General features: G+C 60.9%; 20 protein-coding genes and 3 pseudogenes. 18 read left to right on the forward strand and 5 right to left on the reverse strand.

Going from position 1 to position 25,555, the window contains the following annotated elements; translation table 11 throughout:
- Positions 1-125 precede the first annotated feature (125 nt).
- Both F6X40_RS24455 and F6X40_RS24460 read left to right on the forward strand, forming a co-directional pair.
- Positions 126-1,040, forward strand: a pseudogene (locus tag F6X40_RS24455) (GNAT family N-acetyltransferase); the annotation flags it as partial.
- Positions 1,041-1,050: 10 nt separating this feature from the next.
- Positions 1,051-1,368, forward strand: coding sequence for a GIY-YIG nuclease family protein (locus F6X40_RS24460; protein WP_090803545.1), 318 nt, complete (start codon positions 1,051-1,053; stop codon positions 1,366-1,368).
- Positions 1,369-1,374: 6 nt separating this feature from the next.
- Here F6X40_RS24460 and F6X40_RS24465 read toward each other — a convergent pair whose 3' ends face one another.
- Positions 1,375-3,471: an FUSC family protein gene (locus F6X40_RS24465; protein ID WP_187629549.1), complete on the reverse strand. Its 2,097-nt coding sequence runs from the start codon at positions 3,469-3,471 to the stop codon at positions 1,375-1,377.
- A gap of 527 nt (positions 3,472-3,998) precedes the next feature.
- On the opposite strand from F6X40_RS24465, the gene F6X40_RS24470 reads away from it, so the two are divergent.
- The 4 genes from F6X40_RS24470 to F6X40_RS24485 all read left to right on the forward strand — a co-directional run bounded on the left by F6X40_RS24470 (position 3,999) and on the right by F6X40_RS24485 (position 7,534).
- On the forward strand, positions 3,999-4,496 hold the full coding sequence (locus F6X40_RS24470; RefSeq protein ID WP_187629550.1) for a DUF305 domain-containing protein: 498 nt from the start codon (positions 3,999-4,001) through the stop codon (positions 4,494-4,496).
- Positions 4,493-5,983: a YncE family protein gene (locus F6X40_RS24475; RefSeq protein WP_187629551.1), complete on the forward strand. Its 1,491-nt coding sequence runs from the start codon at positions 4,493-4,495 to the stop codon at positions 5,981-5,983. Before F6X40_RS24470 ends, F6X40_RS24475 begins: the two co-directional genes overlap by 4 nt.
- Before the next feature lie 220 nt (positions 5,984-6,203).
- On the forward strand, positions 6,204-6,536 hold the full coding sequence (locus tag F6X40_RS42520; protein ID WP_187629552.1) for a hypothetical protein: 333 nt from the start codon (positions 6,204-6,206) through the stop codon (positions 6,534-6,536).
- 374 nt (positions 6,537-6,910) lie between these two features.
- Positions 6,911-7,534, forward strand: a complete 624-nt coding sequence (locus tag F6X40_RS24485; RefSeq protein WP_187629553.1) for a hypothetical protein — start codon at positions 6,911-6,913, stop codon at positions 7,532-7,534.
- A gap of 34 nt (positions 7,535-7,568) precedes the next feature.
- Here F6X40_RS24485 and F6X40_RS24490 read toward each other — a convergent pair.
- Positions 7,569-8,513: pseudogene (locus tag F6X40_RS24490) on the reverse strand (SOS response-associated peptidase family protein).
- Positions 8,514-8,672: 159 nt separating this feature from the next.
- On the opposite strand from F6X40_RS24490, the gene F6X40_RS24495 reads away from it, so the two are divergent.
- A complete protein-coding gene (locus F6X40_RS24495) occupies positions 8,673-9,062 on the forward strand; it encodes a two-component system response regulator (protein ID WP_184065479.1) in 390 nt (129 codons plus the stop codon).
- 84 nt (positions 9,063-9,146) lie between these two features.
- Here F6X40_RS24495 and F6X40_RS24500 read toward each other — a convergent pair.
- Positions 9,147-10,811: pseudogene (locus F6X40_RS24500) on the reverse strand (OB-fold nucleic acid binding domain-containing protein); the annotation flags it as partial.
- 500 nt (positions 10,812-11,311) lie between these two features.
- On the opposite strand from F6X40_RS24500, the gene F6X40_RS24505 reads away from it, so the two are divergent.
- From F6X40_RS24505 to tnpA, 7 genes are all read left to right on the forward strand, one after another.
- Positions 11,312-11,551 (forward strand): hypothetical protein, encoded by a 240-nt coding sequence (locus F6X40_RS24505; protein WP_187629554.1) that lies wholly within the window; start codon positions 11,312-11,314, stop codon positions 11,549-11,551.
- A 434-nt stretch (positions 11,552-11,985) separates the two neighbouring features.
- Complete coding sequence (locus F6X40_RS24510) at positions 11,986-12,405, forward strand: hypothetical protein (protein ID WP_311539621.1); 420 nt, start codon at positions 11,986-11,988, stop codon at positions 12,403-12,405.
- A 1,380-nt stretch (positions 12,406-13,785) separates the two neighbouring features.
- Entirely contained in the window at positions 13,786-14,184 is a 399-nt protein-coding gene (locus F6X40_RS42525; protein ID WP_260336409.1) for a fasciclin domain-containing protein, read from the forward strand.
- Between the two features lie 1,029 nt (positions 14,185-15,213).
- A complete protein-coding gene (locus tag F6X40_RS24520; RefSeq protein ID WP_184065476.1) occupies positions 15,214-16,098 on the forward strand; it encodes an SDR family oxidoreductase in 885 nt (294 codons plus the stop codon).
- A 77-nt stretch (positions 16,099-16,175) separates the two neighbouring features.
- A complete protein-coding gene (locus tag F6X40_RS24525; protein ID WP_187629555.1) occupies positions 16,176-16,874 on the forward strand; it encodes an SDR family NAD(P)-dependent oxidoreductase in 699 nt (232 codons plus the stop codon).
- Between the two features lie 137 nt (positions 16,875-17,011).
- Complete coding sequence (locus F6X40_RS24530; protein WP_316251844.1) at positions 17,012-17,317, forward strand: DUF2442 domain-containing protein; 306 nt, start codon at positions 17,012-17,014, stop codon at positions 17,315-17,317.
- Positions 17,318-17,562: 245 nt separating this feature from the next.
- Complete coding sequence (gene tnpA, locus F6X40_RS43570) at positions 17,563-18,012, forward strand: IS66-like element accessory protein TnpA (RefSeq protein ID WP_410452521.1); 450 nt, start codon at positions 17,563-17,565, stop codon at positions 18,010-18,012.
- Positions 18,013-18,544: 532 nt separating this feature from the next.
- On the opposite strand, the gene ppa is transcribed toward tnpA, so the two are convergent.
- A complete protein-coding gene (gene ppa, locus F6X40_RS24540; protein WP_129958864.1) occupies positions 18,545-19,072 on the reverse strand; it encodes an inorganic diphosphatase in 528 nt (175 codons plus the stop codon).
- A 297-nt stretch (positions 19,073-19,369) separates the two neighbouring features.
- Between ppa and F6X40_RS24545 the strand changes: the two genes are divergently transcribed.
- The 4 genes from F6X40_RS24545 (at position 19,370) to F6X40_RS24560 (ending at position 24,519) form a co-directional block, all read left to right on the forward strand.
- The gene (locus F6X40_RS24545; RefSeq protein ID WP_187629557.1) at positions 19,370-20,809 is read left to right on the forward strand and encodes an aldehyde dehydrogenase family protein; all 1,440 of its coding nucleotides are present in this window, start codon (positions 19,370-19,372) and stop codon (positions 20,807-20,809) included.
- Positions 20,810-20,900: 91 nt separating this feature from the next.
- Entirely contained in the window at positions 20,901-21,659 is a 759-nt protein-coding gene (locus F6X40_RS24550) for an SDR family oxidoreductase (RefSeq protein WP_187629558.1), read from the forward strand.
- Between the two features lie 140 nt (positions 21,660-21,799).
- Positions 21,800-23,119, forward strand: coding sequence for an MFS transporter (locus tag F6X40_RS24555; protein WP_184065461.1), 1,320 nt, complete (start codon positions 21,800-21,802; stop codon positions 23,117-23,119).
- Between the two features lie 449 nt (positions 23,120-23,568).
- On the forward strand, positions 23,569-24,519 hold the full coding sequence (locus F6X40_RS24560) for a cupin domain-containing protein (protein ID WP_187629593.1): 951 nt from the start codon (positions 23,569-23,571) through the stop codon (positions 24,517-24,519).
- On the opposite strand, the gene F6X40_RS24565 is transcribed toward F6X40_RS24560, so the two are convergent.
- Positions 24,510-25,472, reverse strand: a complete 963-nt coding sequence (locus tag F6X40_RS24565; protein WP_090803531.1) for a LysR family transcriptional regulator — start codon at positions 25,470-25,472, stop codon at positions 24,510-24,512. The genes F6X40_RS24560 and F6X40_RS24565 overlap by 10 nt on opposite strands.
- Positions 25,473-25,555: the final 83 nt, after the last annotated feature.

Raw genomic sequence — 25,555 nt, forward strand, 5'->3', positions numbered from 1 at the left:
CCCCCACCCCGGTTTCGGGCATGCTTGCCCTCAACCCAAAACGGCTCGGCTCCCTGCGGTCGCCTTCGAAACCTTGAAATACAATGCATGTAAACCCTACCTGGACACGAAACGCTACTGGTAGGTTTGCGACATATGTGTTCGACTGGGCCTGGGCCGACGCGTACAAGCGCAACGGCCTGCCCTATTACCCGAAGCTGCTGTGCGCGGTGCCCTTCACGCCGGTACAGGGCAACCGGCTGCTGTCGGCGAACGAGCATGCGTTGCGCCATCTCGCGGCCACGTTGATGGCGTTCGCCGAGCAGGCCGAGGTGTCGTCGCTGCATGTGCTGTTTCCGACGCAGAGCGAAGCGGACGCGCTCACCGATATCGGCATGATGCAGCGCGAAGGCGTGCAGTTTCACTGGCTCAACGACGGCTATCGCGACTTCGAAGACTTTCTGTCGACGCTCGAACAGAAGAAGCGCAAGAACATCCGCGCCGAACGGCGCAAGGTGCACGAGGCCGGCATCACGATGCGAAGGATCCGCGGCGCAGACATCGAGGATGCCGACTGGCGCTTCTTCAGCAAGTGCTATCGGCAAACCTATCGCGAGCATTTTTCGAGTCCGTATCTGAACCTCGATTTCTTCCGGATGATCGGCGCGTCGATGCCGGAGAATCTGCTGCTCGTGATCGCCGAATATGAAGGCAAGCCGATCGCGAGCTCGCTCGTCGTCTATCAGCGCGACGAGAAAACCGGCGGCACCTTGTATGGCCGCTACTGGGGCGCGCTCGAACACGTGCCGTGCCTGCACTTCGAAACCGCGTACTATCAGCCGCTCGAATTCTGCATCGAAGAAAAGCTCGGCGCATTCGAAGGCGGCGCGCAGGGCGAGCACAAGATGGCGCGCGGCTTTCTGCCCACGGTCACGCGCTCGACGCATTGGCTCGCGCATCCGGCGTTCGCCGATGCGGTCGGCCATTTCCTCGATAACGAAAAAAACAGCATCCACGCGTACGTGGACGAGCTGCGCGAACACAATCCGTTCAAAGGCTAGAAGCGCGGTTATGGCGTGGTTTCTCTATCTGCTCGAATGCTCGGACGGCAGCGTCTATACCGGCATCGCGACCGATGTCGCTGCTCGCTTCGACAAACATCTGAGCGGCACGGGCGCGCGTTATACGCGCTCGCGCAAGCCGGTGCGGGTGCTGGCGTCGTTCGAGCTGGCGGACCGGTCGAGCGCGTCGAGCGCCGAGTATTGGGTCAAGCGGCTCACGGCGGCCGATAAACGGGCGCTGGCGGCCGGGGTGTTCACGCTGCAGTCGGTGTTGCCGGTGGCAGCGGTGAATGACGTCGCGGAAGACGGCGAGCGTTCCGACGGCTGAGTCGAGCTACCCCCTCGCCTCCCGCATCCTCTCCGTCAGCAGCCGATGCACCCGCGCCAGCTCGCCCACCACATCTGCTTCCAGCGACGTCAATTGCTCGCGAGCGGGTAACTCGAGCCGCACCGGCCGCAACGTGCGATTCAGCGCGGCCTCGATCGCCGCGCTGATCGCCTCGACCCATTCGTCGAGTTCGCTATGCATGTCGCGACGGTTCGCGGTGAGGCGCAACTGCGTCGCGGTGCCGGCCATCCGTCGCAGCAGGCTCAGCACCGTCTGCGTGACCGTATCGGCCATCGAGTCCTCGAGCTTTTCGAGCCGCACGCGGCCAATCGCTTCTTCCGCGTTGTTGCTGGTGAGGCCCGCGGCGCGGCGCAATTGCTCGATCTCCTTGCCGCCATGCCGAGGCGCGTCGAGCGACGCGCGCAGATACGCGAGATTCGCGCGCACCGCGTCGCCGAGATAGACGCGCACATCGAGCTTCTCGCGCGTCGGCCATAGAAGGAACGTCGCGAGCAGCGCGAGCACGCAGCCGAGCACGTTGTTGCCGAGCCGCGTCAGCGCGAACGCCAACTCGTTGGCGCCCGGCGTCGCGAAGTCGGCGACCAGCACGAAGGTCGGCGTCAGGAACAGCACGAACAGGCTGTAACTGACGGGGCGCAGCGCCATCGTCGCCATCACCAGCGGGAACACCGCGAGCGAGATGCCGAGCGGCGAATGAATCGCATAGCCGATCGCCGCCGCGAGCACGCCGCCGACGATACTGCCCGTCGCGCGTTCGATGCTGCGCGGCCAGGTCGCGGCGATCGACGGCTGCAGGATCAGCAGCGTGGCCATCGTGGCCCAATAGCCGAACGGCAGACCGAGCGCGCGAATCACGACGAAGCCCGCCGTCGTCGTCACGCCGACACGCGCCGCATGGCGCAAGCCGACCGACTGCCACGACAGATTGGCCTTCAGCGTCGACCACGCGCGCGCCGTATAACGCGCAACGCACGCGCTCCACGGCTCGACGTGCACCTCACGCGGCGCGAAATCGACGAGCTCGAAACCGGATTGCAGCTTCACCGGTTCGAGCAACGCGCTTTCGAGCCGATGCGCGAGACGCCGCAGACGCGCCTGCGGGTCCGCGAGACGTTCCCAGCGCGCGTCGCCGGTCGCGCTGCCGATGTCGCTGAGCACTTCGCCGATCGCATTGAGCGAGCGCACCGCGCGTCGCGTGCGGCGCGGATCGTCGGGCACTTTCGCGCCCGCGCCCGACACCGCGATCAGATACGCGAACAACGCTTCGCCGTCGGTCAACAAGCCGAGCAGCGTGTCGTAGACGGCCGCGCCGCCCGCTTTCGATGCGGGCACGTTCGCGAGCGCATCGCGCGAACGTTCGAGCGACGCGCGCGCATCGGCGCGAAAGCGCGCGGCATGCGTGGCCCATTCGCGCGGCGCGGCACGTCCGCCGACAAGCCGCGCGCTATCGAACGCGACATCGGCGAGGCGCAGATACACCGCGCGCAACGACGCGCGGCTCGCGCCGAATGGATGAATGCGCCACACCGTCAAGCTCAGCACGATCGCGAACAGGCAGCCGACCAGATAGACGCCGAGAAACGCGACACCCGCGCGCGCGTCGTGCATCGGCCGATCGACCATCACGACGCAGGCGGTCGCCGCGAGGATCGTCACCTGCGACGTGGCCGCGCCCCAGATGCGGCCGAACGCGCCGAGCGTCGTGAACGCGAGCACCGCGAGCGCTGCCCACGCGGCACCCGAGGCGGACGCGAACGCGGTCATGCCGCCGCACAGCGTCGACAGCAGCGCGAAGCTCATCATCGACATGAAGCGCGCGCGGTTCGAGCCGGCGGCATCGGCGAGGCAGGTCCAGAACGCGCCGATCGCCGCCCACGCAAACACCGGATCGTGCAGCACGTTGCCGAGCGCGAGCATCGCCGTCGACGCGCACGCCGCCCTCAAGCCCTCCGACAGATTCGCCTCGCTCGCCGCGAACGACACCATCCAGACCGGCCGCTTGCGATAGATCGCGGTGACGACCGAATGCAGCCGGGTCGACCAGCGCGGCGATGTCGAGTGGGACTTGCTGCGGTTCATCATCCGGACCGTGGTTCTTGAAGTGATGGAAACGCGCGTAGATGCCTGGAGTTCGCGCGCGAGGTCGTGCGGCGAATGATAAGGGTTTACACCTAAATATAAAAATGCGTTCCGTTCATCGGAGCGATGCGTTCAGGTTATGCGCGCGAGACGAAGCGTGCGAGACGAAGATCGCGGCGTTTTTGCACGGTAGTCGAATGCGGCGCAAATCAGATGAAAAAACCGCGCGGTCCTTGCGGACTCGCGCGGTTTTCGTACTGCATGCAGCAAGCGGATGAACGGCGGCGCGCTTAGTAGCGCTCCGCGGCTAGAAAATCGCGAAAGATTCTCACAAGATATTGATTTCATTGTCATTCCGCGCTCATTATAGGTCTTCGCCCCCGTCGCCAATCTTACGTTTTTCACTGCGACGCGCTTTTGACGGTCGACTGTATTCAGTCTGGCGTTGCCCGCGAAGCGCTGCCAAGGTCTCGCCTGTGTGCCTCCGGCCTGCCGAGAGACTGCAATCCAAAAGAGAAAAGGGAACCTGTATGCGCATCCCAATCCGTCCGTCTGGACCACTGGTACTGTCGGTAGCCGTCGCGCTTTCCATATCGGGACTTGGCGCACCGCCTGCATCCGCTGCTGGTGCACAGGGCACAAACTCAACCGAAGCGCCCTTCCTGCATGAAAACGATGCGGCAATGACGAAGATGATGACAGACATGTCCATCAAGCCGACTGGCGATGTCGACCGGGACTTCGTCGCCATGATGGTGCCTCATCATCAGGGAGCCATCGACATGGCGCAGGCCGAATTACGCTATGGAGATAACGAGCAATTGCGTCGTCTCGCCCAGGAAATCGTCGTCGAGCAACAGCAGGAAATCGTTGCCATGCGCCTCGCCCTCGGGCAGCCCCTGCCCCCTTCGGCACCCGCTCCAGACCAGCAGCAGCGCGTCCCGTCATCCGCAGACCACACACATTCGATGTCCAACCCTGGCAGGCAGATGAACATGCCGAATCACGCGCAACAGGAGCCCAAATGAAACGCACGCCGCTTCTCACCACCGCCCTGACCACAGCGGCACTGACTGCAGCGCAGTTCGCGTGGGCCGGACAGGTACCCGGTTCGTCGTCCGACCCAGACATTGCCGTGAGTCACCGCGACCGGGTCTATGCGGCCGAGCAATTCTCGAATACCGTCTCCGTCGTTGACCCGGCGGACAACAAGATGGTCGGGCTGATTCGTCTGGGCGACCCATCGCCGGGCAACTTCAGCCCATTGTACAAAGGCCAGTTGCTGGTGCACGGCATGGGTTTTTCGCCCGACCACCGGACAATTGCAGTCGTATCCATCGGCTCGAACTCGGTCTCGTTCATCGATACTCAGACGAATGCGGTCAAGCATGTTACGTACGTGGGCCGGTCGCCTCACGAGGCCTTCTTTACACCCGACGGGAAGGAGGTCTGGGTGACCGTGCGCGGTGAAAACTATGTTTCCGTGCTGGACGGTACAACCTTTGAAGAAAAGACCCGGATTACTGTGCCGGCCGGCCCGGGCATGCAAATCTTCTCGCCGGATGGAAAGTATGGCTACGTGTGCTCTTCGTTCAATCCCGAGACGAAGGTCATTTCGGTCGCCGACCACAAGATTGTCGGCACGGTGAAGCAGGCGAGCCCGTTCTGCCCGAACATCGCTGCGACCCCGGACGGCAAGCAGGTGTGGTTCACGCTCAAGGATGTGGGCAAGACTCAGGTCTTCGACGCGCGGCCGCCATTCGAACTTATCAAAACGCTCGACACGGGCCCGATTACAAATCACGTGAACATCGTGCATAACACCAACGGTACGTTCGCCTATGTGACCGTTGGAGGCCTGAATCAGCTCAAGGTGTTCCGGACCAACGACTTCTCGCAGATCGCGACAATTCCTGTCGGCAGTCTGCCGCATGGTCTATGGCCGTCCGGTGACGGCAGCCGCATCTACGTCGGCCTTGAAAACGCAGACGCGATGACCGCCATCGACACGCTGACAAACAAGGTCATTGCGACCGTACCCATTGGACAGGCGCCGCAGGCCGTAGCCTACGTACCGAATGCGGTCCCGGAAGGAGACGGCACGCAAAACACGCAGCCGCTCGGACTCGCCGGGCAGAGCATTCACCTGGTGCTGGTCCCCGTGGGGTCGGGCAAGCCGGCCGATGCCAGTAGTGCCCCCACGACTGTGGCGTTGTTTGACCAGGGTCTCCTGCAGGTCCTTCAGGCGGCCGTCACCGGTCTGCAACCGAAGCAGCCGTATGTACTGTGCCTTGCAGACAATCCTGACGGCAGCGGCAAGGTAGAGGCGCTAGCGAACTTCATGACCAATCCGGCCGGCTCGGCGATTGTGAATGCGCTTGGTCAGATTCGCCAGTTGGTCACGCCAGGTATGGAGCCTGCTGGCGACAGGCACCGCTACCTTATGATTGCGCCGCAAGTTTCGGGCAAGCCCGGCGCCCCCGTACAGGTGCAGGCAGCACTGAACGCGTCGTAGGCAAGTCTCGATGTCGACGTCACCAGCTCCGACGGAGACCGGACCAGGCAATCAAATGAGTGAGCCAACGAGCAAAATTAGACCGCCCACGGCGCGCGTGAGGTGTGGAATGCACGTCACGTCACGGGGTAGTACGATATTCGTTCTTCCTTTTCCCCTCCCGCCAGGCGTGAAGCGTCACGCCGCGCTGGCGTGACCCTTCCGGACGCAGGAGGCCCGCATGCGCGTACTGATAGTCAGCGCAACCGGAGCGCTCGGCAACGCGAACGCGCGCCTGCTCTCGTCCGAACTCCAGGTCATTGGCGCAAGCCGCAATGGCTCGGACCTGTCCGTGGGCCTCGCTGACAAAGCGTCCATCGTGTCCATGTACCAGAAACCTGGAACCGTGGACGCCGTGATTTGCGCCGCAGGTACGGCAAAGTTCGCGCCGCTCGAATCTCTCTCGGATGAAGACTTGGCGTTGAGTCTGGGCAACAAGCACGAGAAGAGGCGCAAAATCGCGCGGGATTTAACGCACTCGAGTTCGCCATGGAATCATTGCGGCAGGTTCTGAACAGCATGCGCTCTCTCGCCAGAAGGCGATATCTGTGGTCTCGTGTGAGAGCCGCCTATCTGATAGTCGCTGTTGCACTCGCCGCCTCGAGCCTCTCACAACCCTCTACAGCACAACTTCCTCCGAAGCCGACATCGACTGCATCAGCAAAGCAGCGCTCCTCACAGCCTCCGGCAGCGCAAGCCGGGTCAAGTCTCGCTGCTAGTTCAGCAAGCTCTGCCCCGCCTCAGGTCGGAACATCGGCAGCCCCCACAACCAGTGGCTCGGCTGCAAGCACACCAAGCCCCCATAGTAATCCTGCTGCCAGCGGTTCGTCCCCAGCCAGTACCCCTCCGGTGGTGGAAGAGGAACAGTTGGGGAAAAGATATGGGTGGATGGTCGCCAGTGCGCTCGCGCTCCTGTCACTCCTGGTATCAGTGTTCGCGGTCTTGCTCTCCATTCTGACCGTTTGGCGCAACTGGAGCATTGCACGCGTGAATATCGTCGCGAACTGCCACAAGACTTATGGAGACATTTTCAGCGAACTGTTCGAGCTTCGCGAAGCGTACGGACTTCAAGGCCCTGCCCAAGCCGCCCAAGCCGCAAACCAACCTCCTCTGATGCCCTTGCCTGTCATCAAAAGTCGGGCGCACAGCCTGTTCATAAAGCTGTGGAATCTTCAGCACGAGCAGTATCTGTACTTTCGCGAGGGACTTATTCCTCAAGCAATATTCGAGAGCTGGGTGACGTATCGCTACGCCGATTACCATGGCAACGACTACGACTTCGATGGAGTCACCTACAAATGGACATGGGACACGCGAAAGAACGAGTTTGGCAACCAGAGCGACTTCGTGCGATTCATGGACCTTGCGATGGATACCGCAGGGGTTCACGCCAACGCCCCGGATGCACCGGCACAGGCGCGGACCCAAGCAATGCAGTTATACATTCAATCAACCGAGAGGAGCAACCTGAAGCGGCATTGGGAGCGCATCGTCGACCTCTATAATCACTAAGCCGCCAGTCCTGCCGTCAAATCAAGCGTCTTCCCTATGCAGCCAGCCGGTGCTCGTAGTACGGCCGGTCCCTGTCACCAAGTATCGCGTACAGTGCCGCCAGGTCTGACGCATCCGGGTTCAACCACGCATCGACGTTTTCAGGCTTGATAGGTACGATGCATCGGTCGTTTCCTGCCGCCGCGACCTCTGGCGGCGGCTCATCCGTAATTGCCGCAAACGACAGCAAGTCCGGCTCACCCGGGGCGCTCCATCGAGACCAGAGGCAGGCGACCAGCATCAGTTGGCCATTGCTCGGACGAAATTCCAGAACAACATTCTCATCTCGCTCATGAGTCTCCAGTAACGTTCCCTCGAACTTCGCCTTGCTCACATTCTCGTAGAACACTTCGACAAGCAAGACGCCATGCGTGCGTCCAAAGCATGGTGCCCAGAAACCTTCGAGACTATCCCGGCGCGCATTGTAAGTTCCAGGGTATTTGACATCGTAGAAGGCGGGTTTTCCGGCAATGCGACATTGATAACGCATTGGCTTCACGATGCGTTGCCCGTCTTCGATGACTAGCACGGGCGCCTGGTGTCCCGGAAAAATCCGGGAGTTCCGCGGCTTCGGCTCGGTTCGCTGCAAGTCGTCAAGCTTCCCTCGTATCGAGGCAATCGTATCGGTAGAGATGCGCTAACTTTCGGTTGCTGCTTTAGTTATCTTTGTCTGCAGTGACCGTTCCGCATCCGCTAGGCGCTTGCGCTGTTTAAACAGGTCCTGTTCGAGCTTCGTTGCCTGTCCGGCATTGAACTGGCTGATGAGAGCGTTGATTCCGCGCTCCGCTTCATTCTGTGGTTCGGCAAAAGCGTCTTCCATTGCCTTCGGTATTTTCGCCTTGCTGATGCCCTCGGCGCGCTCGAAAAACAGACGCGCGAACTCGTGTATGTCCATCAGTGCGCCAAAGGTGCGCACAAATTTCCGGTAGTCCGCCTGGATTTGAGCCTAGTAGCACATCGATCTCCGTTTCATGCTCCCATGATACGCACTCTCTCGAACGACGCGACCGCGACGAATATGCGGCGTCGATGAATGGCCCCGTGAACTTTGGCCTGCATCAAGCTGCCAAAGAACGTGGGGCCACTCGGACATTTGTGTATGGCAAGCGTACTGCTGGTAGACGATGATGCGGAGGCTTTGGCCGCGTGGGGCGCCTGTTGCGCCGCTGACGGATTTGAAGTAAGAAGCGCGAGCGACGGCCAGGCGGCATTGAAGATGTTCATCGAATGCCCTGTCGACATAGTGGTTGCCGACTGGCGCATGCCGGTGATGTCGGGAAGCGAGCTCTGTCACCGTTTGCGAACACGTCCCGGATTAGCTGACGTCACATTCATTCTGGTTTCGGGGGAGCCCAGCCCACCAGCCTTCGTAAGCTACGACGGCTTTCTCTGCAAGCCTGTAGATGGGCAAATTTTACTGACCACAATGCGTCGCTTGCTGGCGGACCACGTAACCCATCGAGAGCAACAGCGCGGCAAGCCAACCTAGTCGAAAAGCCGCCTCTTGTGCTGACGAGGCCAATCGAAATATGGCTGTTGAAAGGAAATGCCGCTTCCAGGGGCAAATGGCAAGTCAGCAAAAATTTCTGCTCGCAGTAGTCAGGCCACCAAGCAGATGAGACATATCGATAACGCGCTGCGCGACCAGATGTCGAACCTCTCCCTGGCATTGCCATGTTCCGTACACGGCAAGTAGCGATGCGCCGAGCGCTTCCTTTCTCTGCTTTTCGAGCAGGCTCGGCCACACGATTACATTCATGTTGCCGGTCTCGTCTTCAAGCGTCACAAACATGACCCCCTTCGCAGTGCCCGGCCGTTGCCGTACTGTAACAAGTCCGCACCCACGAGCCAGGCGCCCGTCGCGATAGGTGCGCAGCGTCGACGCTGGCATCAGGCGATTTGCGAGCAGTTGCGGCCGCAGCAGCTCGAGCGGATGTCGACCTAGTGTGAGACCGACCGATAGTCCACGACGATGTCGTGCGCCTCCGTCGGCGCGCCCAGTTCAGGAGTCTCGTCCTCGATGGCCGCTATCGCAAGCATGTCTTTGTCCGGCACAGCGGCGACAGATTGCCAAAGCGCTTCGCGACGATTGCCGGCAACGGATGCCAAGGCATTAGCATCGGCAACGACATGCAGGTCTTTGCGGTCAAGCTGCGCTCTGCGGGCAAGGTCAGCGACGGTTTCGAACAGACGCACGGCTCTGGCATTCAATCCGCTCTGCGGCGCCGTCCTTCATGCCGCGCAGGAGCGACATGCCGAGTCGGACAGCCGGGCGGTCGTTGTCTGCCAGCCTCACCAGAGCAGAGTCCCAGCCGCTGACAGCAACGTCAACTGGCAGCACGTTCACGCCATGGCGTTGTGCGTCCTGCACAAGCTGCGACGGCGAATAGAATCCCATCGGCCGGCTGTTGAGCATGGCAGCAAGGAACGCTTCTGGTTCATGGCACTTCAGCCAGCTACTCGCGTATACGAGCAACGCGAAGCTGGCCGCATGACTTTCGGGGAAGCCGTATTCACCAAAGCCTTTGATTTGCTCAAAAATACCATCGGCGAAACCTTGGTCATAGCCCCGCTCCAACATACCATTCACAATGCGGTCGTAGTATTTTTCAAGACCGCCTTTGCGCTTCCATGCGGCCATGGCACGTCGCAATGCATCGGCCTCGCCGGCAGTGAATCCCGCGGCGAGTATGGCAACTTGCATCACCTGTTCCTGAAAAATGGGCACGCCGAGCGTACGACCCAGCGCCGTTTTCAGTGCATCACTCGGGTATGAGACCGGCTCGAATCCCTGTCGACGCTGCAGATATGGATGGACCGCACCACCTTGAATTGGCCCCGGCCGGACAATGGCGACCTCGATAACCAGGTCGTAAAACGTCCGTGGTTGCATGCGCGGCAACATCGACATCTGGGCACGAGATTCAATCTGGAAAATGCCGACTGTGTCCGCAGCGGAAATCATCTCGTACGTTTTCGGGTCCTCTGCGGGGATGTCCTGCATTTCAAAGCGTTCGCCGCGCTGTTCGGAAACGAGGTCGAGCGTGCGGCGAATAGCTGAGAGCATGCCGAGCGCAAGGACATCTATCTTAAGCAGACCCAATGACTCAAGGTCGTCTTTGTCCCACTCAATTACGCTGCGGTCTGCCATCGCCGCGTTTTCAACCGGCACAAGACGCGTAAGCTTTCCGCGGCTAATAACGAAGCCACCGGAGTGCTGTGACAGATGGCGAGGAAAGCCGCCGAATTTTCATTAGTGTGTAAATGTGTTGCGCGAGTTAGCCCGGGCTGGGCACGAGACCCTCGGGTCGTTCCGTACAACTGAACCGCAACAGCCGACCGCAGGGTACTCGCATAGGGAAACGCAAGCGAAGCGCGAAATCCTTGCCAACCTTTCGTCATGGCATGCTCATTGCGCAGAAAGGGAAGCTCCCTCATGGAGAAATTGATAACGGCACCTGGCGCGACTGGGAGCGGCCGTTTGCCGCCAGCCGCACCGCGGCGCATATCAGACGGGGCGCACAGAGGAATCATGCCGCAAGTCATCGTCGAGCTTTTTAACTCGTTTCTCGACGGCGATGAGGCGCTCCGAGCGTTGCAGGCAATGGGTTTATCCCCGACTACGGACACCTGTACCAAACGGAGCGACGAGAACTCGACTCCACTTTTGCCGAGGATGCTTTAGTTGCGGATTTGCGCGCGCAGGAGTACGCGGAGTATGCCGCGCACGGCGAACGGTTGGGCCTCGCCGGTTCGGCAATTCGATACAGCAGCGCAGACGAGCGCAATTCGCTGCCCGATACCGGACCAGGCATCGAGACGCCGACGCGCACGCTTCTGGTGGTCGGAGACATGCGCGGCCTGCGAGCGGCAGCCGTTCGCGAGGTCTTGTACGACTTCGGCGCGGTTGCAGTCAAGGACCCTACCGGTCACTGGCGCTTCTCACCTTATCGCAAGGTCTGCCGCAGCCAGGAGTAGAAGGCGGTAGCGGCGCGAGGGCGAAACTTGCAGTTCCTCGCGCCCGATGCAGCGCCCATAAGTTGGCTCAGCCGCCGCGCTTCGCCGATATAACACTGCGGCCCTGCTTTGTGCGCAGCCCGGCCGGACGAACCGGATTCTGGCGCGCGACCCAAGTGCCTTGGGGCAACTGTACCTCCAGCAGACGTTTCCTTAATCCTGACGCTGCCAGATACGACAAGCGCCGCAAAAATGGGCCTGTCGTGTGCGGACCATCGCTTCTCCCGGCATTTGCGCGTCGCTTGCCCCTCAAGGGCCAGACTGTATCAAGGACGCAATGAATGGAGGTAAGGCAATGGACGACCGATTTGATAGACGGGAACTGCTGCTTCATCTCGGGGACATTCTCGAAGCGTTGAACTGTTTAGCCAGGACAAGTCGGCGCGAACGCGCCGGTGACGCAGCTTGCGCAGGAAGAGGATTCGTTGCAGGACTTCGAGTTCCTCCGGGCGCTTGCGCCCAAGATGAAGGGGGTCGAGTTTAGTGCACGCATCGCCAGCGCGTTCTTCCTGTGGCCAAAGGAGCTGTTTGATACTGAGCCCAACCGCAATGCGCTTGCGTCAACCGTTCAGCAGGACCTTTTTGAGGGCAACCATGACGGTTGGAAGGCGTACGCCGCTCACGTCCAGAAGAAGGAGAAGTGGTTCGTGACTGGGCTTCCCGGGGTGAGGAAGGAGGCGGGGGCCGAATCGTTGCACGATGCAGTGGAGGAAGCGGGTCCGGTCGAGGCATCGGTCACGGCCGCGCCGCCCGTTCAGGGGGATGCGCATAAGAAAAGCGGTTGGCCCTGGGCCGAGTCGAGGTCTACGTCATGACGCATGCAATTCGTGGCGTCTATTCCGAACTCAAGGCGCCCCGGCGCTCAAACTCTCGTAGTGACCTCCATTCCGCTCGCTCTTGAAGCCGGCGCGCGTTTCGCATGTCGAGGCGCCTCCCCTATCAGGACGCGCCCGACCCTTAAAGAGTGAAAGGGAACCCGGTAAGCCCGACCAAGGATGTCGTTCCCCCTCGCGACGCGGCACCCAGCGCTTTCCGTTCCTGGCCCGCCCACCGTCAGTCCGTTGTTTAGCTCCCTCCGAAAAAAACGTTGCATTGTGGGTCTACCCTGCACGGCCTGGCATGTTTTACGCCGCTTTGTACCTTCGTGTCGGGCATACCGCCATATGCCTCCATCCCCGCACTGGGGTCGGTGGCTTGAGTCGCGGCGTTTTCCTGTGGGGCGGGTTGAGGGACTTGGGGCGCGCCTTGCGAATGCGCAAACCCGGCCATGACAAACAACCCGGCAGCAGAAGCGACCATCAGTGATGATTTCACGTTGGCTCCTTTAATCTACGTTGAGTTTTCCACGCATGAGATTCGCTATTCGCGTGCTCCGAACTCGAAATCCACATGGGAATTTCGGAGGTGCGAAGCCCACTTCGGGCATGCGTGGCTAGCTGCCCTGATAGATATCGCAGGACAGGCCCACCGTGCACGCGGCACCGTTTCTAGCTTTGCCGCTGCCGCTGCTTCCGCCGGGCTGCGGTCCGTATCCCAGGTCAGGGGTGCGGTCCATAGTCGTGGCCGGCTGAGCAGTTGTCATGGGCTGCTGGGCAGACGACGGGTCAGTTGTGCCCGACGGTTGCATTTGCTGCGAGTGGGCGGCGCCGGTCGCAGCGAGCAGGGATACTGCACTGAATACAGCTAAAAGTTGCACTTTCATCTCGTCACCTCTTTTTCGTCAACGGGTTGCGAATACCACGACCCCGGAATAACAAGGGGATTGGCATCCCCACGAGCGCGCGATGCTTGCATAAGACCTTTTCTCGCGCCTTGCTGATTCTTGCTTTCGCTCCACCAAATGCCATACAGCGTCGTCTCCGACGCCATTTAGCCGAGCAAATGCGAAGTTGGCTTGTTGCACCGTTTGTGCACAAAGCCGGACTTATCCGATGACTACCTGGGTAATGACGCGAGGCTGGTACCGGGCGGGGCAGAAGTATGCGCAATGAGTGCGCCGGTGACAGGACGTTGTACGCCCATTGACCAATAAGACCGCTGCTGCGTTTATGTTATAGAACGCCAAGGTCGTGATTGACAGCGGAATTGACAATCGGCAAGTCAGGGGCGACAGTCGCGCCTGGTCGCTCGCACTGCCATCGGAAGCAGCGACACACCTGTCCCCCCCCGCATCCAGCTACCCGAGGCCCCCGTATATGCAGTCAACGCAGCGCAATCCGGCGTCCCGTCATGAGGAAACCTCTCATGAAACACACCGCTTTTCTCGTTGCTGCCGCGTTGTCAGCCGCAGGGTCCGGGTTTTCGCGGCTAGCGATACCGTCACGGTGGACGGTCCGGCGACGTATCCCGTCGAAGACATTGTGGACATCGCGATGAATTCGACGGACCACACCACGCCCGTCGTCGCAGTTAAGGCGGTAGGCCTCGTGGGTACGCAGAAGCGTGTTGCGCGCTTTATCGTTTTCGCACCAACCAATGAAGCATTTGCAGCATTGCCGCCGGCCACGGTCGACAGCCTCATCAAACCAGAAAACAAGCCGATGCTGACCTGTATCCTTTCCTGTCACGTTATCCCGGGGCGTTACGATTTTTAGAAGCTCGACCAGCCCATCAGGGAAGGTGACGGGAAGGTGGAACTTAAAACCGTGAACGGCGAGACGCTCACGTCCCCGGACGGACCACACAACATCGTGCTATTGGACGCTGCGGGGGCACACGGCAGACATCTCGGCCTACGACGTCATCCAGAGTACCGGCGTAGTCGTGATGGTCGACAAGATACCGATGCCGAAGTAGCAGGACCGGCGCGCACGGTCAAAATGTTCGAATCCAGCCCGGCTCTGTCATTTTCGGCGCCGAACCACGACTTACCTGCATGCCTGACGTCCGGATAAGGCAAATGTCTGCCCTGTTCTGGCCCGAGCGGCTGCTTGCGCTTCGCCGCTGTGCAATCAGCCATCCAACGGTCAGGCGTTAGCGGTGCATGAAACTTCGACGCTGCTACAGCACGCGCCGAAATCGCAGGAGAAATGTGATGGAAAAGACAACGCGGAAAGTCGTGCTGGCGTGCGTCGCTGTCGTCTCGCTCTACGCCTCGAGCGCGACGTTTGCGCAGGGTGGAGGGAATGGGAACGGTGGAAGTGGGGGCGGTGGTGCTCACGGTGCCGCAACAGCAGGGATGACATACCACAGCGAGCCTGTCTCGAGCCCGTGGAACGCGAGACCGGGCAAAATGACAAAGAACACTGGCTCGACCGATACAGGCATGCACAGTATGTCGCCGGACGACGATGTTATGCCGGCAAAAACAGGGCAGTAGTGCCCACTGCCAGTAAAAGGCTGGCGCGTTTCATACAGTTCTCCTGTCCCGCTTACTGCTGGCGGGTACATGACAAGAGGGAGCGGCTGGGGCTGTACGGGTGGCTCGCCGGACCAGGTAAAGCCGAAACGCGCATTCTGGCCGGCAGCCCCCCGCCGGTCATGTCGGCTTTCACGATGAATACGACGCCGTCAGAAAGTCGTCGGCGACAACGTACGCCATCCCCTTCACGAGTAACGGCTACATCGGCAACGGCGTAATGACGGCAGCAGCGTATGCTACAGGGAGTGTTCAGGAGACAACCATGACCCTTGCCGGCAAGACAATATTCATGTCTGGTGGCAGTCGCGGCATCGGACTCGCCATTGCACTCAGAGCCGCACGTGACGGAGCCAATATCGTGATTGCGGCGAAGACCGGCGACCCGGACCCGCGTCTCGAGGGCACGATTTATACGGCAGCGGCGGCTGTCGAAGCTGCTGGCGGCAGGGCGCTCCCGCTTGTTGTGGATATTCGCGACGAAGAACGCGTGAAAGCCGCGGTTGCCGAGACCGTTGAGATGTTCGGTGGCATCGATATCCTCGTGAACAATGCCAGCGCCATTCGACTGACTGGCACGCTAGACACACCCGTCAAACGGTACGACCTGATGCATGGGGTCAATGGCAGAGGCACGTTCGTGTGCGCGCAAGCGTGCCTGCCGCATCTCCTCAATTCGCCGAACCCGCACATCCTCACGCTGTCACCTCCGTTGGTCCACGACGCAAAATGGTTTAGCGACTTTGCGGCATACACCATTGCAAAATACACGATGAGCCTGTTCACATTAGCGCTTGCCGGGGAGTTCAAAGACCGAGGTGTCGCAGTCAATTCGCTGTGGCCTCGAACAGCTATCGCGACCGCGGCTGTGCGAAATGAGATTGGTGGTAAGGACATGATTGCAGCGTGTCGCAAGCCTGAGATAGTTGCCGACGCGGCCCACTATATCCTGACGCGCCAAGCCAGGGAGTGTTCGGGAAACTTCTTCCTCGACGACGAGGTTCTTCTGGCAGCCGGTGTGCGCGACTTTGCACAGTACGACGTGCAGGCTGGGGCTGCATTGCAAGCAGATTTCTTTGTGGATGCCCTGCCGGGCATGTTGCCGGCGGACAATATGACGAAGCGTCCACCCCGCGATCCACTCCGCTAAAAAGTTAGGGTGTGCGGAAACGGACTGACGGCACGGCATACGTAGCTACTCAAGTCCCTGTTGAAGCAGGAGGAACCATGAGTCGAATTGAGACCGCTTTGATTGTGGGTGCGGGAAAGGGATTGAGTGCCTCCCTCGCGCGACTGTTTGCGGCCGAGGGGATGCAGGTTGCACTCGCTGCCCGCGACACCAGCAAGCTGACACACCTCGTCGACGAGACCGGCGCTCTCGCCTTGAGTTGCGACGCCAGTCGAGCGGACGAGGTCAAGGCACTCTTTGACCACGTAGAAGACGCATTCGGCGCTCCTGACCTCGTTGTTTTCAACGCGAGTGGCCGCTATCGCGCGGCTGTCGAAGATGTCGAGGCGGAGAAACTTGAGGATGCCTTCAAAGTGACCGCCTTCGGTGGCTTTCTCGTTGCCCAAGCAGCGGCTGTTCGAATGCTGGCACGCGGCAACGGCACCATCCTCCTGACCGGCGCTACGGCGAGCGTAAAAGGTCTACCCGGTTCGACGCCATTTGCAATGGGCAAGTTCGCCTTGCGAGGGATGGCCCAATGCATGGCGCGAGAGCTCGCACCGAAAAATATTCATGTGGCGCATTTTGTCATCGACGGCGGCATCGCCAATGGTCGGGCGCAACCGGACGACGGCAGCACTGACGACAAATGGCTGGACCCAGACGCCATAGCCAGCGAATATCTGCACGTTCATCGTCAGCACCGCAGTGCGTGGACATGGGAAGTCGAACTGCGGCCCTGGGTCGAGGAGTTTTAGGGCATACATCCTCGCCGAATGGGGAGTGGACGCAGCCGCGGTGAGATTCGGTATCGGGCGCTTCGTCCGTGGCTGGTCGTGTCATTGAGCGACACTCACTTCACATTAGGGAGCGTAAATTGTTGCCACATCTCATTGTGATAACGTTCGCCGAGAACGCCTTCACCGTCGAATCGACCGACGGTCGGCAGTTGAATGTGCCACTGGATATTTCACCGAAACTGCTGGCAGCCGTGCCAGAACAGCGTCCTGCGATGAGCCTCACGCCGAGCGGACTACACTGGGACGAACTTGACGAGGACCTCGGGGTTGCTGCGCGAATCCGGGCGCATGCTGTCGCTCGAAGATGCAGAAACGAGCCCTCAGTGATGAGCGGGAGGGGGCAAGTTCTATCCCAAAACAGTTCTACGCGAGCGGCTAAAGTCAGTCGGTCGGGTGATTAAGGTCGACCCAGAGGACATTTAGCGGCGGTCCCGCCGTAACCACCCTGCACACAATAGCCACCACGTCGAACCCGGCGCAACCGATTGATTTCACAAAGTCTCCAGTCCTAAACGGAAGATGCGGCAAACATACCGAGAGCGCGTCGTTGGTCACAATGGCGGACAACTCGCATTGAAACATAGGCGTCTGATTTCACATCCCGGGTGGGTTGTCAGTAAGCGTCGCGGCACGGCCGTCTTGATCTGTGCAATCGGAGAGGCCAAAGTGGTTCCCACCATTTCGAGTAGCGGGAACCATTTTGGGATCAGAAGAGAAGCCAGCGTCGGGAACACGTAAAGGCAGCCCGAACCATAGCCCAGAGTTTCGACGTCGCCTGGCCGCGGCTGCATGTGAACCAGGCGTCTCTGTTTCGAAACTCGCCCGGGAACATGGCATCAACGCGAACATGTTGTTCAAGTGGCGGCGGCGTTATCGTGCAGAGCAAGCTGCCGGGACGACCGGGCTTGTTCCGGTGATGGTCGTGAGCGACGCGCCGGTTGCCATCACGCCGACATCTTCGGTCGAACAGGAGATGGTGAAGCCAACCAGGACCATCGGCACGATTGAAGTTCGAATTGGCCGGGCGGTGGTGAAGGTCGATGGTGTAGTTGACGCCGAAACGCTGCGTACGGTGCTCAAGAGTGTGCGATCGTGATCGGCCTGCCTCGTGGCGTGATAACAACTTCATCGGGAATCACGACACCGAGCGCCTTAGCAATATTGGAAACATAGGGACGAGTCCGCCCGGGCAATTCCGTGCACCCGCGCACGACAACTTCGGTACCGCGGACAGTGACCAGAAACTCCAACGCGCGTCGGTCACGTTCGGAGTCTACGATGATGCCAACTGCAGTAAGTGCCGAGAAGTCCACAGGCAATCTCCGGTCGAAAACCAATTACCCCGGAGAACTCTATACGAAAAAACACAAAATTCAACAAATTCAAAGAACTACGCAATCTTGCACGAAGATTTGTGCGGCATGCGTGATTGGCCTCAGCGCCCTGCTGGGCGCCTCGGAAAACCTTTGAGAAATTTTCTCTATCTTTAAAACCAAAGGCGCGCAGGGTCTCACCGCCGAAATTCAGCCGAACAAACGCAAAGAGGCAAACCGTTGTGGCTTGCCCCTTAAAGACCTACTGAGTGTTCGCAAAGCGAGGTCAATCTTTCACTTCGCGATTACCCTGCTCTACTTCTTGTAGTTCGCCACGCCTTCGCTGATTTCCTTGTGGGCAGCATCGACGTCGGCCCAGCCTTCGACCTTGACCCACTTGCCCTTCTCCAGCGCCTTGTATTGCTCGAAGAAGTGCTTGATCTGGTCCTTCAGGTAAGCCGGCACGTCGTCGACCGACTTCAGGTTCGCCGTCATCGGGCAGATCTTGTCGTGCGGCACGGCGATCAGCTTCGCGTCGACACCGGACTCATCAGTCATTTGCAGCATGCCGAGCGCGCGGGCGCGCACGACCGAGCCTGCCAGCAGCGGGAACGGCGTGATCACCAGCACGTCGACCGGATCGCCGTCGCCCGACAGCGTCTGCGGAATGAAGCCGTAGTTGGCCGGATAGCGCATGCCGGTGCCGATGAAACGGTCGACGACGAGCAGGCCCAGGTCCTTGTCGGCTTCGTACTTCACCGGGTCGCTTTGCGCCGGGATTTCGATGATGACGTTGAAATCGTGCGGAAGGTCTTTGCCTGCGGGAACGTGATTGAAGCTCATGAGCGCTCTCTGAAGGGGATGGAAATCGGAAGGCGGCGAACGGCGCGCGAGCTGCCGATGCGGTGCGAACTGTGTGCGAACCGCGAACGTCGGGCACTGAAACCCTCTCGCCCCGAACAACGGGGCCGCGCACCGGACCGTACGGAATGCGCCATTATAGCCAATCGGCAGGTGGCATCCGCGGTCGGATCGGCGCGATAATCGTCTGGCGAGTCTCGCTTCGCGTCTCTACCGTTTTGTGTCTCCCCTTCGAACCCGCGCCGCCGCACGCCGGCCGCACGTCATCAAGGAGCATGCATGGAAGAAGCACGGCATTTCATCGGCGGCGAGTGGTGCGCCGCTTCCGGCGGCGATTCGATCGCCGTACTCGATCCCTCGGACGGCCAGCCGTTCACGCGCATCGCGCGCGGCACCGAGGCCGATATCGACACCGCCGTGCACGCCGCGCGCGCAGCGTTCGACGGCACATGGGGCGCGCTGAGCGCCGCCGAGCGCGGCCGCGTGCTGTACCGGCTGTCGCTGCTGGTGGCAGCGCGCCAGGAAGACCTTGCACGGCTCGAAGCGCGCGACACCGGCAAACCGCTCAAGCAGGCGCGCGCCGACGCCGCCGCCCTGACCCGCTACTTCGAGTTCTACGCCGGCGCGGCCGACAAGCTGCACGGCGAAACCCTGCCCTACCAATCCGGCTACACGGTGCTGACGATCCGCGAGCCGCACGGCGTGACCGGCCACATCGTGCCGTGGAATTACCCGATGCAGATCTTCGGGCGCAGCGTCGGCGCGGCGCTCGCGACCGGCAATGCGTGCGTCGTCAAACCGGCCGAGGACGCGTGCCTTTCCGTGCTGCGGGTCGCAGAGCTCGCCGCCGAGGCCGGCTTGCCGGCCGGTGCGCTGAACATCGTGACCGGCTATGGGCACGAAGCGGGCGCCGCGCTCGCGCGTCATCCGGGCATCGATCACATCTCCTTCACGGGCTCGCCCGAAACCGGCAAGCTCGTCACGCAGATGGCCGCCGAAAACCACGTGCCGGTCACGCTCGAACTCGGCGGCAAGTCGCCGCAAATCGTGTTCGCCGACGCCGATCTCGACGCCGCGCTGCCGGTGCTGATCTCCGCGATCGTGCAGAACGCCGGGCAAACCTGCTCGGCGGGCAGTCGCGTGCTGATCGAGCAGGCGATTTACGAGCCGCTGCTCGACAGACTCAGCAGCGCCTTTCAGGCGTTGCGCGTCGGGCCGTCGAATGCCGACCTCGACTGCGGACCGCTGATCAGCGCGAAACAGCAGCAACGCGTGTGGGACTTTCTGTCGGACGCGCAACACGACGGCATCGCGATGGCCGCGCACGGCGAGGTGATTCCCGAAGCGCCTGAAAGCGGCTTCTATCAGGCCCCGACCTTGCTGCGCGACGTGCCCGCGAGCCACCGCCTCGCGCGCGACGAAGTGTTCGGTCCGGTGCTCGCCGCGATGTCGTTCCGCGACGAAGCCGAAGCGCTCGCGCTCGCGAACGGCACGCAGTTCGGGCTCGTCGCCGGCATCTGGACACGCGATGGCGCGCGCCAGATGCGCCTCGCCCGACGCGTGCGCTCGGGCCAGGTGTTCATCAACAACTATGGCGCGGGCGGCGGCGTCGAATTGCCGTTCGGCGGCGTCAAGCATTCGGGACATGGCCGCGAGAAAGGCTTCGAGGCGCTGTATGGCTTTACGGTGCTGAAGACGATCGCGATCCGGCACGGCTAGCGGGTGCCGTAGGGCTCGCTCGCGATCGGCGCGAGCAGCACGTTACACGCAACAACGCATCGCTCTATCCATCACGAACAACGGAGACATCATGCGGTTGACAGGTAAAACGGCCATCGTCACGGGCGGCGGTTCGGGTTTCGGCGAAGGGATCGCAAAGACCTTTGCGCGCGAAGGCGCGAACGTCGTGGTCAACGACCTCAACGGGCCGGCCGCCGAACGCGTCGCGAGTGAGATCGCGATTGCGGGCGGCAAGGCGATCGCGGTACCCGGCAACGTCGCGCGACGCGACGACTGGCGCACGCTGCGCGAGGCCGCGCTGGAAGACTTCGGCAGCGTGCAGATCGTCGTCAACAACGCGGGCACCACGCATCGCAACAAGCCGGTACTCGAAGTGACCGAGGCCGAGTTCGACCGCGTCTATGCGGTGAACGTGAAGAGCATCTACTGGAGCGTGCAGGAGTTCGTGCCGTATTTTCGCGAGCAAGGCGGCGGCAGCTTCATCAATATCGCGTCGACGGCGGGCGTGCGGCCGCGGCCCGGGCTCGTCTGGTACAACGGCAGCAAGGGCGCGGTGATCGTCGCTAGCAAGTCGCTCGCCGTTGAGCTGGGGCCGGAGCGGATTCGCGTGAACTGCGTGAATCCGGTGATCGGTGAGACCGCGCTGTTGTCCGAGTTCATGGGGGTCGAGGATACGCCGCAGAACCGGCAGAAGTTCCTGGCAGGGATTCCTCTCGGGCGGTTTTCGACGCCGCAGGATATTGCGAATGCGGCGCTGTATCTGGCTTCGGATGAGGCGGAGTTTATTACCGGCGTGTGCCTCGAAGTGGATGGGGGGCGCTGCGTGTAGCGGTAGGTCAAGCGCTGCGCACGCACTGCGTGCGCAGTCAGTGTTTTCCCCCGATATCGATTCGTCCTGCAAAAGACCTGGCGCGGATAGAATCGTTCGGCGGCGGCACTTCAATTCCATAAAAAAGAGGAGACATAGTCATGGCTAGTCCTGCAGATCCGCTCCACCATCCCGGCGCTGGCGCGCCGCCTTCGACGTTCGAAGAGGCGACTTATCGCAAGGTTACCTGGCGGCTCGCGCCGCTATTGATGCTCTGCTACATCGTCGCCTATCTGGACCGCGTGAACGTCGGCTTCGCGAAGCTGGGGATGAGCACCGATCTTGGCTTGAGCGATGCGGTGTATGGCTTCGGCGCGGGGATTTTCTTCATCGGCTATTTCATCTTCGAAGTGCCGAGCAACGTGATCCTGCATAAGGTCGGCGCGCGTGTCTGGATCGCGCGGATCATGATTTCGTGGGGCGTGATATCCATGCTGACGATGTTAGTCACCACGCCGACGATGTTTTATGTGATGCGCTTTTTGCTCGGGCTTGCAGAGGCGGGTTTCTTTCCTGGGATTATTTTGTATCTCACCTACTGGTATCCGGCGCATCGGCGTGGACGGATGACGACCTGGTTTATGACGGCGATTGCGTTGTCGGGGGTGATTGGTGGGCCGGTGTCTGGGTACATCCTGAAGAACTTCAACGGCGTGAACGGTTGGCACGGATGGCAGTGGCTGTTTCTGCTCGAAGGGGTGCCGTCGGTGCTGGTCGGGATCATCGTGTTCGTGATGCTCGATGATCGGATTTCGAAGGCTAAGTGGCTGACCCGGGAAGAGCAGCAGTTGCTTGAGAGTCAGGTGTCGGCTGAGGAAGCGACCAAGCACGATATGCCGATTCGGCAGGTACTCACTAGCGGGCGGGTGTTGATGTTGAGCCTCACCTACTTCTCGTTTGTGATGGGGCTTTATGGGGTGAGCTTCTGGTTGCCGACGATTATCAAATCGACCGGCGTTACCGATGCGTTTTTGATTGGGCTGCTATCGGCCGTGCCGTTTGCGGCGGCTGTTGTGGCGATGGTGTTTGTGGCGCGGAGTGCGGATCGGTCGAGGGAACGGAGATGGCATATTGCGTTGCCGGCGTTTCTTGGTGCTGTGGGGCTCGTGCTTTCCGTCGTTTGGGCGCATAACACCCTGCTTGCCATGACTGGGTTGACGCTGGCTACTATGGGCATCCTCACTACACTGCCGTTGTTTTGGAGTTTGCCGACGGCGATTCTGGCAGGCACCGGCGCCGCTGCCGGGATTGCGATGATTAATTCGATTGGCAACCTTGCCGGTTTCCTTAGTCCTTATGCTGTGGGGTGGTTGAAGGAGGTTACCGCGGCGAACGATTCGGGGATGTATATGTTGGCGGCGTTCATGGTGCTGGGCGGTTTGCTTGCTATTAGTGTGCCGGCGAGGATGGTTAATAAGTGATTGGAGTCGCTGCTGCGAGAGTCTGGCGACACTCGTTACCGCCTCTCTCTTCTTCCAGGCGGGAAGCCCACGGCTTTTGTCTACCTCAACGCCCTCAGGAGGCGTGGTTCGTCACTCCTCAGGAACCGCCTCAGGGCGTGAAGCGGTCGATCAGAGTCCGAAATCAAACGTCCGCTGTCGGTACGATTTCGGCCCGTCAACACAACCTCGTTGAACATTGCCTCCTGGCCGAACCTTGGCCGATGATGAACTGCATAGCGGCCCGGCATGAACAACCCGCCGCGCCTCGAAACCGTCGTGGCACGGTGTTCCTTTTGCGCAAAGGTGATTTCGATGTCCGGCACTTCCGGCGCCAACGCCCCGCGCCTAAAGTCAGGTCAGCCTTCGGATGCGGATCCTCACAAATGGAACCGCGCGAAGCCCCCTCAAAACTCAACAGGAGCAAAACCATGCTGACCAGGACATCCCCCGCGCTTCTCACCAAACCGAATGTCGCCACGGAAGACGCGCAATACTTCGAATACACTTCGTCCGCCAATCCGATTGGTGCGAAGCTCATCTCGCGTGTGCCGTTCTGCAGCTTCTCGCCTTCGCTTTATGCAGACGGCGCAACCCGAGTCGTGCCGCTTGACCTGTCTGCGGAGTTGGGCTGCCCGGGTCCCGCGACCGGTCCCGGCTTGAGCGCCCACTTCCTGCGCATCAATGCGGGCGACGCGTTGACACTCGATCCCAATGCGACCTCGCAGGTCTGCTACGTCATTAGCGGAGCGGGTAGCGTGCAGCAATCCGAAACGAGCTTCCCCTTTTCGATGGGCGATTTCTTCACGCTCCCAGGCGGCCATGCCACGGTGCTGTCCGCTGCTGCGACGGCCACGCTCTATTACGTCAATGACGCGCCACTGCTCACCTATCTTGGTACCACCGGGGTACATGCGCGCTTTGCGCCGACACGCTATCCGGCCGCCGAGGCGCAGGCAGCACTGCGCGCGGTCGCGGAACAAGCGAACGCGGGTCGTCGCAACCGCATCAGCGTACTAATGGGCAACACCAACTTTCCGCAGACGCGCACGGTCACGCATGTGTTGTGGGCGATGTTCGGCATCGTGCCGCCCAACTCGGTGCAGAAGCCGCACCGGCACCAGTCGATTGCACTCGACTTCATCGCCAGCGGCAAGCTGGGTGTCTATACGCTGGTCGGAACGGAACTGGACAGGGATGGCAATATCGTGAACCCGACCCGCGTCGATTGGAAAACGGGGATGGCATTCGTCACGCCGCCGGGACACTGGCATGCGCATTTCAACGAAACGAACGAAAACGCCTATGTGATTCCGATCCAGGATGCAGGCTTGCAGACTTACCTGCGCACGCTAGACATCCGCTTCGCCCATCAAGGCTGACGCTCCAGTGCGAGTCCGTCGTCCCAGTACGGCGGCTCGCCAAACGCCTCGGCATAGAAATCCACGAAGGCGCGCACCTTCGACGAGACGATCTTCTTCGGTGGGTAGACCGCCCAGACCGCGGGTTCGGCTCGTCCGGTGCGTGCTTCCCATTCCGGTAGCACGTGCTGCAAGCGTCCTCCGCGCAGGGCCGTAGAGGCGAGCCATGTCGGCAGGAGCGCCACGCCACAACCGGCCACGGCGAGCGCGAGCACGGCTTCGGAGTCGTCAGCGCGCAAGCGCCCCTGCAACTCCACCAGCACCTGTTCCTGTTCTTGCGACGCCCGCGCGTCCGCGGTGACCAGCGTGAAATACCATTTGTCGTCCGGGACCAGGGACACGCGAAGCGCATCGCGCGCGGCCAGATCGCCAGGCACACGCGGTGTGCCGCTACGCGCGAAATACGCCGGGCTGCCACAGACGATACGACGATGCGGTGCCAGGCGCCTCGCCATCAATGACGAATCGGGCAGCACGCCGGTACGGATCGCCACATCAATGCCCGCATCGATCATGTTGAGCGTTTCGTCTGTAGAGACGATGTCGAGGTCGATATCAGGATAGCGCGCCATGAAGGCCGGCAGATGCGGCACGATGTGCAGGCGGCCGAATGCCGGTGGCATTGTCACGCGCAGCACGCCTTGTGGCGTGCGATTTAGCGACGACGTCACTTCGCGCGCGTCATCGAGTGCTTGCAACGCTAACAAGGCGTGTTCACGAAACAGCCGGCCGCCTTCTGTCAGGACGAGGCCGCGCGTCGACCGGTTGAATAGGGCGATGCCCAGATCTCTTTCGAGTTCGCTTACGTAGCGGGAGACAGTCGAGGTCTTGACTGACAGTGCATTGGCCGTCTTGCTGAAGCTCTGCAGTTCCGCTGCGCAAACGAAGGCCCGTACTGCGGCGAAGTAGTCCATGGACTGTCTGACGTGGATGGGATTACCTGGCTTTTGCCGAGACCGGTAGTGTACTGCCCCGGCGCGGGCGAGTGTCGCTCGTT

Origin of the sequence: Paraburkholderia sp. UCT31 (assembly GCF_014397655.1) — a bacterium.
Classification (GTDB): Bacteria; Pseudomonadota; Gammaproteobacteria; order Burkholderiales; family Burkholderiaceae; genus Paraburkholderia; species Paraburkholderia tuberum.

Coding starts and splice junctions, on each gene's coding strand:
- F6X40_RS24465 (WP_187629549.1), bottom strand. CDS start 3,471: ATGATGAACCGCAGCAAGTCCCACTCGACATCGCCGCGCTGGTCGACC.
- F6X40_RS24565 (WP_090803531.1), bottom strand. CDS start 25,472: ATGGACTACTTCGCCGCAGTACGGGCCTTCGTTTGCGCAGCGGAACTG.
- F6X40_RS42525 (WP_260336409.1), top strand. CDS start 13,786: ATGCAGTCAACGCAGCGCAATCCGGCGTCCCGTCATGAGGAAACCTCT.
- F6X40_RS24560 (WP_187629593.1), top strand. CDS start 23,569: ATGCTGACCAGGACATCCCCCGCGCTTCTCACCAAACCGAATGTCGCC.
- F6X40_RS24525 (WP_187629555.1), top strand. CDS start 16,176: ATGAGTCGAATTGAGACCGCTTTGATTGTGGGTGCGGGAAAGGGATTG.
- F6X40_RS42520 (WP_187629552.1), top strand. CDS start 6,204: ATGCGCGTACTGATAGTCAGCGCAACCGGAGCGCTCGGCAACGCGAAC.
- F6X40_RS24520 (WP_184065476.1), top strand. CDS start 15,214: ATGACCCTTGCCGGCAAGACAATATTCATGTCTGGTGGCAGTCGCGGC.
- F6X40_RS24470 (WP_187629550.1), top strand. CDS start 3,999: ATGCGCATCCCAATCCGTCCGTCTGGACCACTGGTACTGTCGGTAGCC.
- F6X40_RS24550 (WP_187629558.1), top strand. CDS start 20,901: ATGCGGTTGACAGGTAAAACGGCCATCGTCACGGGCGGCGGTTCGGGT.
- F6X40_RS24495 (WP_184065479.1), top strand. CDS start 8,673: ATGGCAAGCGTACTGCTGGTAGACGATGATGCGGAGGCTTTGGCCGCG.
- ppa (WP_129958864.1), bottom strand. CDS start 19,072: ATGAGCTTCAATCACGTTCCCGCAGGCAAAGACCTTCCGCACGATTTC.
- F6X40_RS24485 (WP_187629553.1), top strand. CDS start 6,911: ATGGTCGCCAGTGCGCTCGCGCTCCTGTCACTCCTGGTATCAGTGTTC.
- F6X40_RS24460 (WP_090803545.1), top strand. CDS start 1,051: ATGGCGTGGTTTCTCTATCTGCTCGAATGCTCGGACGGCAGCGTCTAT.
- F6X40_RS24545 (WP_187629557.1), top strand. CDS start 19,370: ATGGAAGAAGCACGGCATTTCATCGGCGGCGAGTGGTGCGCCGCTTCC.
- F6X40_RS24555 (WP_184065461.1), top strand. CDS start 21,800: ATGGCTAGTCCTGCAGATCCGCTCCACCATCCCGGCGCTGGCGCGCCG.
- F6X40_RS24475 (WP_187629551.1), top strand. CDS start 4,493: ATGAAACGCACGCCGCTTCTCACCACCGCCCTGACCACAGCGGCACTG.